The following is a 14,130-nucleotide window of genomic DNA, read 5'->3' on the forward strand; positions in this document are numbered from 1 at the left end:
ACGCGCCGACCAGCGGATATCCCCTCCGCCACCCGGGCGCACCACCCCGGCGGGCGGCGGCTCAGAGCCGCACCAGCACCTCGTCCAGCGGCTTGCGGACCAGGTCCGGCACCCGGGCGTCCTCGGCCGGGTAGCCGACCGGGATGACGTACGCGGCGCGCTCCTCCGGCGGGCGGTCGCACACCTCGTTGAGGAAGCGCATCGGGCTGGGCGTGTGGGTCAGCGTGGCCAGGCCCGCCTGGTGCAGGGCCGCGAGCAGGAAGCCGACCGCGATGCCCACCGACTCCTTGGTGTAGTACGGGCGCGGCGAGTTCGGGCCCTTGTGCACCTCGAACACCACGATCACCGCGGGCGCGTCCTCCAGGAACGGCTTGCGCCAGTCGGTGCCGATCGGGGCCAGCGCCGCCAGCCACTCCTCGGACGCCCGGTGCGCGTAGAACTCCCGCTCCTCCGCCTCCGCGGCCTCCCGCAGCCGCCGCTTGCGCTCCGGATCGGTGACCACCACGAACCGCCACGGCTGCACGTGCGCGCCGCTCGGCGCGGTCGCCGCCGTCCGGACCGCCCACTCCAGCACCCCCTCGGGCAGCGGGCGGCTCGCGTAGTCGCGCACGGTGCGGCGCCGGGCCATCACCTGGTGGAAGGCCCGGCAGCGGTCGGCCGCCTCGTGGGCGGGCACGTTCATCGGGTGCAGCGGCGCCGTCGGGTGGGACGGCGCCGGGGCGGAAGCTCGGTCAACCATGCGCGCCAGCACAGCACACGGCGCACCCGGGCGGAAGACGCCGCCGGGCCCCGGCAAGAACCGGCCCAAAGCGACCGGGCACGGCCCCCGGCCCCGGGCCCCCGGCGCAGCCCCCAGCCCCCGGCCCCCGGCGCAGCCCGCGGTCCCGGGCGCAGCCCCTGGCCCCCGGCGCAGCGCCGGGCTCGCCTCAGGCTTCGGAGACCTTCCCGTCCGCGACCACCAGCCGCCGGTTCACCTGCACGGTGTCCAGCATCCGGCGGTCGTGGGTGACCAGCAGCAGGGTGCCGGTGTACGAGGCCAGCGCCGACTCCAACTGCTCGATCGCCGGCAGGTCCAGGTGGTTGGTCGGCTCGTCCAGCACCAGCAGGTTCACCCCGCGGGCCTGGAGCAGGGCCAGCGCCGCCCTGGTCCGCTCGCCGGGGGAGAGCGTCGCGGCGGGGCGCAGCACGTGCACCGCCTTCAGGCCGAACTTGGCCAGCAGGGTGCGGACCTCCTCCGGGGCGAGGTCCGGCACGGCGGCGGCGAACGCCTCCAGCAGCGGACGCCCGGCGTCGCCGCCGAACAGGTGCCCGCGGGCCTGCTCCACCTCGCCGACCAGCACGCCCGAGCCGAGCGCCGCACTGCCCGCGTCCAGCTCCAGCCGGCCCAGCAGCGCCGCCAGCAGCGTCGACTTGCCCGCGCCGTTCGCACCGGTGATCGCCACCCGGTCCGCCCAGTCGATCTGGAGGTCCACCGGCCCGAACGCGAAGTCCCCGCGCCGGACGGCGGCCTGCCGGAGCGTCGCCACCACCGAGCCGGAGCGCGGCGCGGCGGCGATCTCCATCCGCAGCTCCCACTCCTTGCGGGGCTCCTCCACCACGTCCAGGCGCTCGATCATCCGCTGGGTCTGCCGGGCCTTCGCGGCCTGCTTCTCGGTCGACTCGGCGCGCTGCGCCCGGGCCTTCTTGTCGTTGTCGCCGCCCTTGCGCCGGGCGTTGCGGACGCCGTGCTCCATCCAGTTGCGCTGCATCTGGGCGCGGGCCTCCAGGCCCGCCTTGGTGTCCGCGAACTCCTCGTACTGCTCGCGGGCGTGCCGGCGGGAGATCGCCCGCTCCTCCAGGTACGCGTCGTAGCCGCCGCCGTACACGTTCACCTGCTGCTGGTGCAGGTCCAGCTCCAGCACCTTGGTCACGGTGCGGGCCAGGAACTCGCGGTCGTGGCTGATCAGCACGGTGCCGGCGCGCAGGCCCTTCACGAACGCCTCCAGGCGCTCCAGGCCGTCCAGGTCCAGGTCGTTGGTGGGCTCGTCCAGCAGGAACACGTCGTAGCGCGACAGCAGCAGCGAGGCCAGGCCCGCGCGGGCCGCCTGGCCGCCGGACAGCGCCGTCATCGGCAGGTCCAGCGAGACCTTCAGGCCGAGTTGGTCGGCGACCTCCTCGGCCCGCTCCTCCAGGTCCGCGCCGCCCAGCTCCAGCCAGCGGTCCAGGCTCACCGCGTACGCGTCGTCCGCGCCCGGCCGGCCCTCCACCAGGCCCTCGGTGGCCTCGTCCAGCGCCGCCTGGGCCGCCGCGACGCCGGTGCGGCGGGCCAGGAAGTCGCGCACCGACTCGCCCTCCCGGCGCTCCGGCTCCTGCGGCAGGTGCCCGACGTTCGCGGTCGGCGGGCTGAGCTTGAGCGAGCCGCCCTCCGGGGCGTCCAGCCCGGCCAGCAGCCGCAGCAGGGTCGACTTCCCGGCGCCGTTCACCCCGACCAGGCCGATCACGTCCCCGGGGGCGACGACCAGGTCCAGCCCGGAGAACAGCGTGCGCTCGCCGTGGCCGGCGGCGAGGTCCTTGACGACGAGAGTGGCAGTCATGATGCCCCGATTCTAGGCCGCCGCCCGGAGCGCCCCGGACGGCCGGGCCGGGGTGCCCGGGTCAGCGGTGCTCGTAGGCGCCGAGGTCCGGGCGGGTGTCGCGGGGGAGCAGGTCGGCGTCGGTCGCGGGGGCGCCCGCGGTGGTGCCGGGCGCGGAGTGGAGGAACGCCTGGCGTACTACTCGCAGTTCGTCACCGTACGCACCCCCTCGATCGATTCCCTCGCCGCCAGCGTGCGGCGTCTGATGCTCCTGGGCGGTCACCAGCGCACCACCGCCCGGCCCAGCCTGATCGTCACCGGCCCGGCCGCGACGGGCAAGACCACCGCTGTGCTGGAGGTGGGCCGGGCCTGCCACCTCGCCCACATCCGCCGCACCCCGCCCCGCCGGGTAACGGGCACCGGGTGGTGCCGGTCGCCTACGTCCTGGTGCCGGCCGGGGCGAGCGCGAAGACCCTCACCGCCCAATTCGCCCGCTACCTCGGCACCCCCACCACCCACCGCACCACCCAGGCCCAGTTGATGGAAGCCGTCACCCACACCTACAACGCGGCCGGGCTCCGCCTGGTGCTGATCGACGAGATTCACCGCCTCAACCCCCGCACCACCACCGGCGCCGAAGCCGCCGACCTGATGAAAGACCTCACCGAACGGATCGGCGCCACCTTCGTCTACGCCGGCATCGACGTCACCGCCACTGCCCTGTTCACCGGGGTACGCGGCGCCCAACTCACCGCCCGCGCCTCACTCATCGAAACCGGCTCTCTCCCCGCCCGCCTCGGCCAACGGCGTTCCTTCACCGACCTGCTGACGGACCTCGAAGCAGCCCTCGACCTCACCCGCCACCGGCCCGGAACCCCCCCCGCCACGCCGCCTACCTCCACCAGCGCACCGCCGGGCGCATCGGCAGCCTCACCCGCCTCATCCGCGAAGCCGCCCAGACCGCCATCCTCGACGGCACCGAACGCCTCACCAAAGCCGGCCTCGACGCCGTGCGCCTGGACCACCAAGCCGAAACCCACCACTCCCCCAGACAGCACCGCACCCGATAGACACCAACCCCCAAGGGAGCCAACGCCGCAGGCAACGACAGCCCGGCCAGCACCCCGCGCAACGGCACTGACCACCCATCAACCACCAACCGACACAGCCGGCTGCCACACCGCTGCGCGCCCGCGCGCATCGCAGAACCGGTGAGAACACCCCTGTCCCACCGAAAACACCACACACCCGCCCGACCACCCGAGCCACCGAACAGCGCGATGCCTTCCACCACCAGATATCGGTGAATGGGCGAGAACACCCCGCCCTCACAGAGAACACCGCACAACCGCTCCCCGAGCCATCCTCGGACAGCCCCCAGACCCTGCGCACAGCCCGACCGAAACATCCCAACCACAGCAGCCACAAGTCACCTGACCAGTGAAAACACCAAAACAGCCATTAGGTCGAGGCAACATCCACGACACGCACACCCCGCGTCAGCCACCAACCACAACCCCAGCCCACACCATGCCGCCCGGCCACCCATCACTCCGAAAACCCCTCGCACCCAAACCACAGCAGCCCAGCTCAACGACCTACTCACACCCGAACAAGGCCCCCTGGAATCCTCAGCGGCACCCGGGAACGCCGGTCCGCGAGCAAGGCGGCGGTGCGTCAGGTACCGGCGAGGTGGCCCGGGTCGAGCGGCCTGCGCCCGCCCCGACACCACGCCCGACCCGGCGGCCTGATCCCCACCGCCGGACGCGGCCGGGGCCGAACGCCAGCGGCGGTGACGACCAGGCTGCTGATCAGCACCTCGCGGAGGCCTCGCCCGGTTGGGACAACCGGCTTGCCGCCCCCCTCACGGGCACCTCCCCCACCCTGCTGCCCCTTGAAAATTGATTATGCGCCACTAAATTTGAGAATCATGCCATCAACTGCGGCCAATTCTTCCGGTCTGGCATATTCGGCAATTTCCTCCCGAAGTCTCATTGCATCACCAATTCGGCCCGATCCAAGCAAAAATGAAGTGAAATTGTAGCCCGCCAAAGGGTCGTGAAGTTCGATTGCTCGCCGATAGTGCGCCTCGGCACCGCTTGCATCGCCGGTCTTTTCCAGGGCAACGGCAAGGTTCAGCTCGGCATCTTCAAACCCTTCCTTCAGGGAATCCTCGTAATATCTTACGGCCTCCCCGTAGCTCCCTTTCGCAGAAAGGAATATGGCCAAGTTCCACGAGGCGGCATATTCACCCCCGGCATGGGCCATTCGATATTGACGCTCGGCTTCCAAAACCCTCCCCTCCCCTTGACCATTCAGAAAGTCCGCGTATGCCGAATGGGCACCATCGACCCCTTTTCGAACTCCTTCCAGAAAGCGCTCCTCGGCCTTTGCGAAGTCTCCACATGCCGCCAGCTGCGTTCCCAATTCAGGAAGAATTTCCATGTTGCCGCTATCGAGAGAGCGCGAGAGGTATCTGACACTTTCGGTGTGATCGCCCAGAAGGGCGAGGACACGGCCGAGGTTGGCCGATGCAAGGAGGTCGCCGGACTCCACTGCACGAACGAGTGCCTGCCTTGCGTCCTCCAGCCTCTCCGGAAAGTCCATCAGACCGTGTTTGAGATCTGCTGTGTCGCTGGGCAGGAGTGGTCGTTGAGCCTGTTATGAGTGGTGCTGGGGGTGGGTATCCGTCGGATCTGACGGACGAGCAGTGGGCGTTGGTGGAGCCGTTGCTGCCGCCGGCACGGGTCGGGCCGAAGGGCGGGCGGCGGGAGAAGCATCCGCGGCGGCGGATTGTCGACGCGATCTTCTACGTGGTGCGAACCGGTTGCGCCTGGCGGCAGCTCCCGAAGGACTTCGCGCCTTGGCCGACCGTGTACTGGTATTTCACGTGATGGCACGACGACGGCACGGTCGAGCGCATCCATGACGCGCTGCGCGGCAAGGTGCGCGAGGCCGACGGGCGTGACGCCGAGCCAAGCGCGGGTCTGATCGACTCGCAGTCCGTCCGCACCGCCGACACCGTCCCGGCCGCCACCAGGGGCTTCGACGCGGGTAAGAAGGTCAAAGGCCGCAAGCGGTTCATCGTCACCGACACCCTCGGCCTGCTCCTGGCCGTCCACGTCGTGGCGGCGAACATCCAGGACCGCGACGGCGCGAAACGCCCACTGCTGTGGACCCGGCTCGATCACCCGAGCATCCTGAAGATATGGGCTGACCAGGGCTTCGCCGGCCGGCTGGTCGACTGGACCGCCCAGATCCTCGGCCGCGAGCTGGAGATCGTCCGCAAAAACCCTGGCCAGCGCGGCTTCCAGGTCCAGCCCAAGCGCTGGGCGGTCGAGCGCACCTTTTCGTGGATCACCGCGAACCGCCGCCTTGCCCGGGACTACGAGGCCAGCCCGGCCCACTCGGAGAGCATGATCCGCTGGGCGATGATCGGCATCATGATCCGCCGTCTCACGCGCGGTCGTCCGGCAACCCGGCAAGAGCGGCACCCACTGACCCGGACCTCCGCGTGACTACGTACGCCTTCCCATGTCTGGGTCAGTCCGAGTCGTCCTCGGTGAGCACCGTCAGCATCGCGTCCAAGTCGCTGTCACCGAGCTCCGGAACCTTCCAGTCATTGCTCCGCGCGTGCTCGATGAACCGGGGGTCGAGTGCCACGTGGTAGTGCTCCACGTAGTAGGCAAGGTCGGAGTACCACAGCCACTGGCCGTCGGTGAACAGGTGCAGCCCTCCGATGACGGCGCCGCTGGGACTGAGCACGTCGGGAATGGCACTGGGAGTGGCGATCAAGGCCGAGCCACTGCGGAGATACCGGACCAGGTCGCGTCCGTACTCCGGCTCAGTGGCACGCACAGCGGCCCGGAGCGACGGGCCGCCCGGCCGTCCGTGCTCCAACTCCCTGAAGTCGCCGACGAAAGGGAACTTGTCGAGGTTCACCCGGCCGAGCCTAGAGCACCCCTCCGGGAGGCCGCGGAAGGAGATCTCAAACACGGTCTGACGGGTGACCCGGGAGCCGTTGTCGTCCAGGGCGAGGACCTGACCGGGTGGGCGCGGGCGCAGCGGGTCGGGTGGGCAAAGCTCGGCCCGGCGCAGCAGTGGGTGGTCGAACACGTGCTGGGGCTGGAACCGCTGCCCGCCGCCGAGTTGCCGCCGGTGAAGGTGTCGCACGCGGAGAAGGAACGGCGCAACCTCGCCGCGGCCGCGCAGTACCGGAAGCGGACCGGGAACCTGGTCGTCGGTCGCCAGCACCGCGAGGAACTGGTGCTGGACGACGGCAGCAAGGTGGAGGTGAGCCTGGGCCTGTTCATCGCCAACAGCCGCCTACGACGCGCCACCATCCCGGCCGAACGCGCCACCCGACTCACCGAACTCGGCATGAGTGGCAGTAAGGCGGCCAGCAGGGCATGGGCCCGGGACGACAAGCGGTTGACCCGTCGCCCCGGACCCTGTCGCGTCTACACCCCGACGCGACAGGGATACAGGAGAAACCTAGGTGGATGCCAAGGCAACCCTCATAACCTCCAACTCCTCGACCTGCCGGGCGATCCTGCCGTTTTCACCTCCTCGACCATATCCAGCAAGCATTCGAATCTCCACCTTCTCGCCGGATGCGAGCTGTATTTCAGGACAGAACGAAGTGAAGAAGCCGCCGTTCTGAACCTTGACCTGCGCCACGGATTTTACATCCCCCCAATCCCAGGCCATGGTTCCAAATAGTCCCCGATATCGAATCGAACGGCGATCTGCAATAATCCCGCACCATGGCACCCGAAAAACGAGCCAAAGGCCCGGGATGAGAAATATGAAGATCGGGATGACATCATCCAGTCGACTCGCCCCTGCGGCCACAGAGAAGCCCACAAAGACCAAGAAAATCCCAATCAAGAATTCCATCAGATGCCAATAGGAGCGCATCCTAATCGGGCTCACTTCGACGGGCAATTTATTTCTCCTCACATATTTTTCCTCTTGCGCTACCGCTAGGTATACGAGCAAGGGGATGGGGGTGCAGCGTTAGGCGCTGCACCCCCATCATGTCAGTTCAAAATAGCGGCCACCACGGACGGCATTATTACCACCCGAAAGGATGGTAGAAACCACCGAGCACGTGGGCTATCGATGGAAGCGATGAGGCGAGCGTATACGCAGGGTGATAGATCGTCGCCCCCCTCCATGCCGCCCTGGAGAACATCGAAGGGATCCGCGCCCTTTCAACTAGGCCAGAAAGCCTACTAAATCGAGCAAACCGGAGCGCAGTGCTGTTGCCAAACGTCGCCGCCGTGAAAATACCATCGGCGAGGTTGCTCCTCCAAGTGCGGCGCCACCCACCTCCTTCGGAGGCTCGCTGCTGCGCACGCACACCATATGCTGCGGCCTGCATACCAGCGCACGCGGCCCACCCTACGGCGGGAACGAAGCATCCAGCTGTGGCTACCACGCTTGCGATAGTCCCTCGGTGCTTCTTCGCCCATCGCCCTGCGCAGCTCCAGCAAATCTTTCCATCGAGATCAAATTTTGTCAGTGGGTCAGCATTGACATAGTCATAGGCGTTAGCGCTGCCTCCGGCAACCGGGTCGATGGAAAGGAAACGACCGGCGGTTGGGTTGTAGAGGCGAACGCCCATGAGGGTAAAACCAGCGGGAGTTTCGGCAGAGCGCTGCTTACCTCCGATCCAGCCGTAACGGGTGGCGGCTTGTCCGGCACGAGGATTTCCGTACTCGTCGCTGTCGAGAACGGTGGGAGCGATGGCGGTGTTGATCGGCAGTTGAAGGGCGATGTCTCCGTGCAGGTTAGCGAGCTGCAGGATGGTGCCGCCTACCTTAGTAGTGGTAGCGGCGAGGTTTCCGTTGAGGCCGTCGACGTTGCGGGTGAGATTTCCGGCAGCGTCTTCAGCGATCCAGCGGGGACTGTCGGTGTCACTATCGTAGTGGTTGGTCTTGGTCCCAGTAGCAGTCCAGGTGCCGGAGTTGTTGGTCTCGGTGGTCCAGGAGCGGAAGCGCTGGTTGGAGTCGAGGGTCCAGGTCTGGCGGTTGGTGCCGGTGGTCTGCTGCTGGACGAGGTCGCTGGTGTAGTAAGCGACGGTGGAGCCGGGCAGTGCGGTGGTGCGGCCGAAGGCGTCGTAGGTGTAGCCGGTGGTCACCAGGCGGTCGGCGCTGTCGTAGGTGGTGGTCTGGGTGGTGGCTCCGGTGGTGGTGCAGTCGGCGCCGCGGGCGGCGGTGGCGGTGGCGAGGGTGGTGCGGTTGGTGTTGTTGTCGAAGCCGTAGCCGCGGGTGGTGCAGACGGCGTCGGGCGAGGTGTCCTGGACGGCGGTGAGGCGGCCGGCCTTGTCGTAGGCGTAGGTCTGGGCCGCGGTGACGCCGGGGGTGCCGGTGTGGGTGGCCCACTGGCCCTGGACGGTCTCGGTGATGCCGTCGGAGACGATCACCGTGCTGTCGCTGTCGCGGGTGTAGGTGCGGCCCGTGGTGGTGCCGGAGGGGTCGCGGCGGTCGGTCATCGTGTAGCCGCCGGGCATGCCCTGGGTGACGGCGGTGCCGTCGGCGTCGTAGCGGGCGGTGAAGGTGCCGGCGACCGAGTCGGTGACCGAGGTGGTCAGGGCGCGCGGGTCGATGGCGGTGTCGTAGGTGTAGGTGGTGGTGGACGGGACGCTGTCGGTGACCTTGGTGGGCCGGTCGAGGGCGTCGTACTCGGTGGTGGTGGTCGCGCCGTCGGCGTCGGTGTAGGAGATCTGGCGGCCGAGCGCGTCGTACGCCTTGGTGATCGTGCCGCCGCCGGTGGAGGTCTGCTTGGTGACCTTGCCGGTGACCGGGTCGTAGGTGGTGGTGACGGCCGGGACGGCGGTGCCGAGGCCGCCGGTGACGGTGGTGGTCACCGGTCGTCCGGCCGCGTCGGGGGTGATGGTGGTGGTGCGGGTGATGCCATTGGCGGTCTCGTCGGTCTGGGTGTTCTGGCCGAACAGCCCGTACTGGACGGTCTTGACGGGCAGTTGGACCGGGTTGGTGCCGCCGCCGGTGATGTCGCCGGCCGGGCCGGTCTGGCACTCCAGGTCGGCCCATTCGGGGCGGCCGGCGCAGGTGCCGGTGCCGGTGGCGGACCAGTAGGTGGTGCGGGTGGTGCCCGCGTCCGTGCCGGTCGACTTGGGCAGCGACTGGGAGGTGGTCCGGCCTTGGGTGTCGTAGCCGGTGGTGGTGGTGAGGTTGAGGCCGCCGGCGTCCTGGATCTGCTGGGTGGCGAGGCCGAGGGCCCAGTCGAAGACGGACTTGTCGGTGCGGGTCTCGGCGAAGACCTCGGGCCAGGCGCGCAGGGCGCCGCCGGTGACGGTGGTGGTGACCTGGTCCTTGACCTTGGCGGTGCCGTCGGTGGGGCGGCCCTCGTCGTAGGTCTTCACCGTGCGGGTGCGGGCGACGGTCTGGGTGCCGGCCTTGGCGACCGTCGCGCCGCCGGAGACGACGTCGGCGGCGAGGGTGATGCGGTGCAGCGGGCCGGAGTTCTCGCTCTCGCGCTGGCCGTCGGCGCTGTACACGCTGGTGGTGGACAGCAGGCGGGCGCGTTCGCCGCTGGGCAGGTTGTTGATGCCGAGGTCGGCGAGCTGGGCCTTGGCCGCGTCGGTGGTGCCGAGGGCGAGTTCGCGGTTGGCGGCGGTCAGCGTGCGGACGCCGTTGCCCCACTTGTCGTACTCGGTGGTGGTGATCCGGTGGCCGGGGGCGGCGGTGTTGACCTGGCGGCCGGAGGCGTTGAGGTAGTTGACGGTGGCCCGGGTGTAGCCGCCCGCGTTCAGGTCGGTGCCGCTGTTGGAGGCGGGGACCTGGTCGGCGGGGAAGACCGCGGTGGCGTCGGTGGGCAGGTCGCTCTGGCCCCAGGCGGCGCCGGCGGTGACCGACAGGTCCTCGGGGGCCTTGCTGCCGGAGGTGGGCACGCCGTACACGATCGTGGTGGTGGCGGTGCCGTTGACGGTGGCGGTGGTGCCGGGGGTGAGGGTGTTGGTCCACACCTTGGTGAGCATGCCCTCGCCCGCGGCCGGGTTGGCCGCGATGTTGCCGTAGGCCATGTGGTAGCCGCCGTTCATGCCGGGCGGCAGGACCGCGTACAGTGCGCCGTCGGACGCTCCGCCCGCGACGTACGAGTACTGGGTCTGGGCCGTCTGCCCGAGGCGCGGGTCCCAGGTCTGGCGCAGCGAACCGCCCAGGTCGTAGCGGTAGGTGGCGACGTCGGTGGCGGTGGCGGCCGAAGCACCGGGGGCGGTGGCCCACAGCTTGACGGCCGAGACCTGGCCGGTGAAGTCGCCGAAGTCGCTGCCGCTGGTGTAGCCGGTGGCGGTGGTGGCGGTGGCGTAGACGAACTGCAGGACGCGGCAGCCCTTGGTGGACGGGGCGGCCGTGCAGGCGGCCGCGGTGGCGGCGGAGGTCGGCGCGATCATGTACTTCGGCCGGGCCAGGGTCTTGCCGCCCACCACGGTCTTCTCGGAGACGACGGTGGTGGTGGAGTTGGCCATGCCGTCCAGCAGGCTGGACGTCACGGTCCAGGTGGTGGCGGCCGGGTCGACCTTGGCGAAGGTGGTCACCGTGCCGTCGGTGTCGGAGAGGGTGAAGTCGCCGGAGGCGAAGGAGCCGCGCAGGGTCAGTGCCTCGCTGCCCGGCTCGGGCACCCAGCCGTTGCCGGCCGTGTTGGCGGTGAAGCCGATGGTGTCGCCCTCGGCGAGGACCACGTCCAGCGAGGTGTTCGAGGTCTTGCGGATCTCGGTGTAACCGGACTGGGAGACCTCGGAGGCCACGCCGGAGGTCCAGTTGGGGCCGAAGATCGGCGCCTGGCCGTCCTTGTTCGACGGGGCCTTCGGGTCGCGCGAGGAGTGCGTGCGGCCCACGGTCAGGCCGAAGAACGAGGCGTCGGTGGCCGAGACGGTGAGGTCGCCGGTGAGCAGGTTGAGCGTGCCGGGACCGATCTGCTGGGTCGCAGCTCCCGTCGCCTTGCGGTCGACGACGGCCTTGATGCCCTCGGAGGAGACGGCGGCGTTGTTCGGGCCGGTGAAGTCGGCGCGGACCTGCACGGTGCCGTCGGGGTTGACGGTGCTGGTGGCGTTCCAGGTCAGCGACGGGCTCTTGCCGCTGTTCAGTGCGACGGGCCAACTGACCGCGCTGCCCGCGTTGGTGACGTCGGAGGCCGGGATCGTGGTCCAGGCGTCGGCGTCGGAGCGGCGCCAGGAGAAGCTGACCGCGTTGTACTTGGCGGCGTCGGCCTCGGCGACCAGCGGCAGGCGGGCGGCGGTGCGGGTGCCGTCGTTGGGCGCGGTCACGCCGCCGGCCCCGACCCGGAAGGTGTAGGTGACGGGTTCGGACTTGTTCTCGGCCTTGTCGACGGCGCGGACCTGCAGGGTCTGCGTGCCGGCCTTGTCCGGGGTGATGGTCAGGTTGACCGGGGCGGTGGAGCCCCCGGTGGCGACCTTGGTCCAGGTGGCGCCGTCGAGCGTCCACTCCAGGGCGCTCTGGTCACCGGCGGGCGGGGTCAGGGTGAACACGCCGGACTGCCCGGCGCCCTTGACCCACTGCCCGGAGGGGTAGTCGGTCGAGGTGATCGCGGACGGCGCGGAGGGCGCGGCGGTGTCGACGGTGAAGTACGCCCACGGCGACCACGTGGTGTTGTAGTGCAGGCCGTCGTAGGGCGAGGTGCGGAACCGGTAGGTCTTGCCGTTGGTCAGCAGCCCCGCGGGGACGGTCACCGAGGCGGGCTGGCCCGAGGCGACGTACGGGGAGACCAGTACGTTGCCGACCTGCGCGCCGCTGTCGTTGTCGAAGACCTGGAAGGTGCCGTCGACCTTGTCGTTGTTCGGGTCGACGAAGGTGTCGCGCAGCGTCGGGGTGGTGGAGTTGACCCACCAGGTCCCGTTGCCGTCCTTGTAGAAGGGGGAGCCGGCCTGCTGGTCGGTGCCGGTGCGCGGGCGGTAGTTGTAGGTGACCGTCAGCTTGGGCACGTTCGAGCCGGCCTCGGAGGAGTTGACCTCCTTCCAGTACTTGGTGCTGCTCTCGTCCGGGGCGCGCAGGCCCATGCCGGACGTGGGGTTCTTCGCCGAGGTCCAGCTCTGCACGAGGTTGGTGACGTCGGCGTTGATCCAGCCGTCGTTCTGGCAGCCGGTGCGGCCCGCGGTCTCCGTCGACGTCGCCTGCTTGGAGTTCCAGGAGGGTTGCAGGGTCCACCGTGAGGCGGTGGAGGCGAGCGAGGTGTCGTAGACGTCCCAGGCGTAGCCGGCGCAGTCGCTGTTGCCGGACTGGAAGTTCCACAGCGACACGGTCGCGTTGGTGATCAGCGCGTCCGCGATCGGCGCGGTGTTCCAGTTGATGAACGCGCGGGCCTCGCGGGAGGAGCCGTCGGCGTTCTTGGTGCCGGGGTTGCCCCAGTACAGCTCGGTGTCCGCCGACCAGTCGACGCTCTCGCCCTTCTGCACCCGGGTGTCGAACACGTTGCCCAGCGCGATCGTCGAGGGGTCGACGGTGACCGGGTACCGGGTCTTCGGGTCGGCGAGGAACGCCGCGTCGGGAGTGAACACCAGGTCGATGCTGTCGCCGTGCTGGACGACCTTCAGGTCGACCTTCGCCCGGTTGGCGTGCTCGCGCGAGCCCTCCGCGATGACGGCGGAGTCCCACATCACCGGCGCGGGCAGCACGGCCCGCTTCTCACCGGTCTTCTTGTCGGTGAACAGCACGCTGCCGTCCGCCTGCGCCTCGGCCTTGAGCCCCTTGGCCTTCATCGGCATCGTGTAGGAGTAACCGGCCGCCGTCGGGCGCTGCTTGAGGACGGTGTACTGCTCGAAGCCGGTGCGGGTGGCCTCCACCACCAGGTCGGCCGCGCCGTCGCTGATCGCGTCCTCGTAGGTGGCCTTCGTGCCGTCCAGCTCGGGTGCGGGCAGGCCGCCCTTCCACTGCAGCTCGACCTGCTGATCGCCCTCGCCGAGGGTCACCAGGGTGCGGTCCTCGCCCTTGCCGGACTGCGAGTCGGCGAGCGAGCGTGCCCGGGTGCCGCCCGGGGCGGCCAACTTCAGCGCGCCCGGGTGCGCCTTGGGCGCGACCGAGCCGTCCGGCTGCCGCTGCAGCGTCAGGTCGACGTCCGTCCACCGGCCGTCGCGCTGGAAGCGCACCGGCCCGGCGAACAGCTCGCTGCTCAGCGAGCCGTCCTTGTTCACCCACGTCGTCGACGTCTCGGTCCGCTCGGACAGCGCCTCCACCCGCTGCCCGGACAGCCGGGCCGCGACCCGCGCCGACGGGATGTCAGCAGCCTCGGTGGCCCACTTGGTGCCCTGCGCCTGACCGGACTTGTCCGGCTTCGGCGCGGCCAGCGCGTCCTCCGTCCCCGCCAGCAGTGACACCGACACGGCGAGCGCCAGTACGGCGCTCACCCCCCGGGCGCCCGGGGGCACCAGCCGCCCGCGGCGCCTTGATATGTGTTCGCGCACATCCACTCCCTGCGATCGCCCCACCACTGAAGCGGGGGCGCGTGGATCGTATGCGGGTCATGAATCGGGCATATGACGAACAGTCATGCCAATGTCCCGCAAGCGGCTCGCGGGAGGTTCGAAGGATTTATGAAA

At 69.5% G+C, this 14,130-nt stretch carries 6 protein-coding genes and 2 pseudogenes; 3 read left to right on the forward strand and 5 right to left on the reverse strand.

Features of this window, described 5'->3' with window-relative positions; genetic code table 11:
* Positions 1 to 61: 61 nt before the first annotated feature.
* Both ACIP60_RS27215 and ACIP60_RS27220 read right to left on the reverse strand, forming a co-directional pair.
* A complete protein-coding gene (locus tag ACIP60_RS27215; RefSeq protein ID WP_400688802.1) occupies positions 62 to 739 on the reverse strand; it encodes a nitroreductase family protein in 678 nt (225 codons plus the stop codon).
* 187 nt (positions 740 to 926) lie between these two features.
* Positions 927 to 2,573 (reverse strand): ABC-F family ATP-binding cassette domain-containing protein, encoded by a 1,647-nt coding sequence (locus ACIP60_RS27220; RefSeq protein ID WP_400688804.1) that lies wholly within the window; start codon positions 2,571 to 2,573, stop codon positions 927 to 929.
* Between the two features lie 139 nt (positions 2,574 to 2,712).
* On the opposite strand from ACIP60_RS27220, the pseudogene ACIP60_RS27225 reads away from it, so the two are divergent.
* Positions 2,713 to 3,622 (forward strand): annotated as a pseudogene (locus ACIP60_RS27225) (TniB family NTP-binding protein); the annotation flags it as partial.
* Positions 3,623 to 4,457: 835 nt separating this feature from the next.
* On the opposite strand, the gene ACIP60_RS27230 reads toward ACIP60_RS27225, so the two are convergent.
* Positions 4,458 to 5,159: a tetratricopeptide repeat protein gene (locus ACIP60_RS27230; protein ID WP_400688807.1), complete on the reverse strand. Its 702-nt coding sequence runs from the start codon at positions 5,157 to 5,159 to the stop codon at positions 4,458 to 4,460.
* Between the two features lie 56 nt (positions 5,160 to 5,215).
* Here ACIP60_RS27230 and ACIP60_RS27235 point away from each other — a divergent pair.
* A pseudogene (locus ACIP60_RS27235) lies at positions 5,216 to 6,070 on the forward strand (IS5 family transposase).
* A 25-nt stretch (positions 6,071 to 6,095) separates the two neighbouring features.
* Here ACIP60_RS27235 and ACIP60_RS27240 read toward each other — a convergent pair.
* Positions 6,096 to 6,494 (reverse strand): hypothetical protein, encoded by a 399-nt coding sequence (locus tag ACIP60_RS27240; protein WP_400688810.1) that lies wholly within the window; start codon positions 6,492 to 6,494, stop codon positions 6,096 to 6,098.
* A gap of 162 nt (positions 6,495 to 6,656) precedes the next feature.
* On the opposite strand from ACIP60_RS27240, the gene ACIP60_RS27245 reads away from it, so the two are divergent.
* Positions 6,657 to 7,274: a helicase associated domain-containing protein gene (locus ACIP60_RS27245; protein WP_400688813.1), complete on the forward strand. Its 618-nt coding sequence runs from the start codon at positions 6,657 to 6,659 to the stop codon at positions 7,272 to 7,274.
* Between the two features lie 355 nt (positions 7,275 to 7,629).
* On the opposite strand, the gene ACIP60_RS27250 is transcribed toward ACIP60_RS27245, so the two are convergent.
* Positions 7,630 to 13,938, reverse strand: coding sequence for a DNRLRE domain-containing protein (locus ACIP60_RS27250; RefSeq protein WP_400688817.1), 6,309 nt, complete (start codon positions 13,936 to 13,938; stop codon positions 7,630 to 7,632).
* Positions 13,939 to 14,130: the final 192 nt, after the last annotated feature.

The organism is Kitasatospora sp. NPDC088783, from assembly GCF_044750705.1.
Lineage (GTDB): Bacteria > Actinomycetota > Actinomycetes > Streptomycetales > Streptomycetaceae > Kitasatospora > Kitasatospora fiedleri.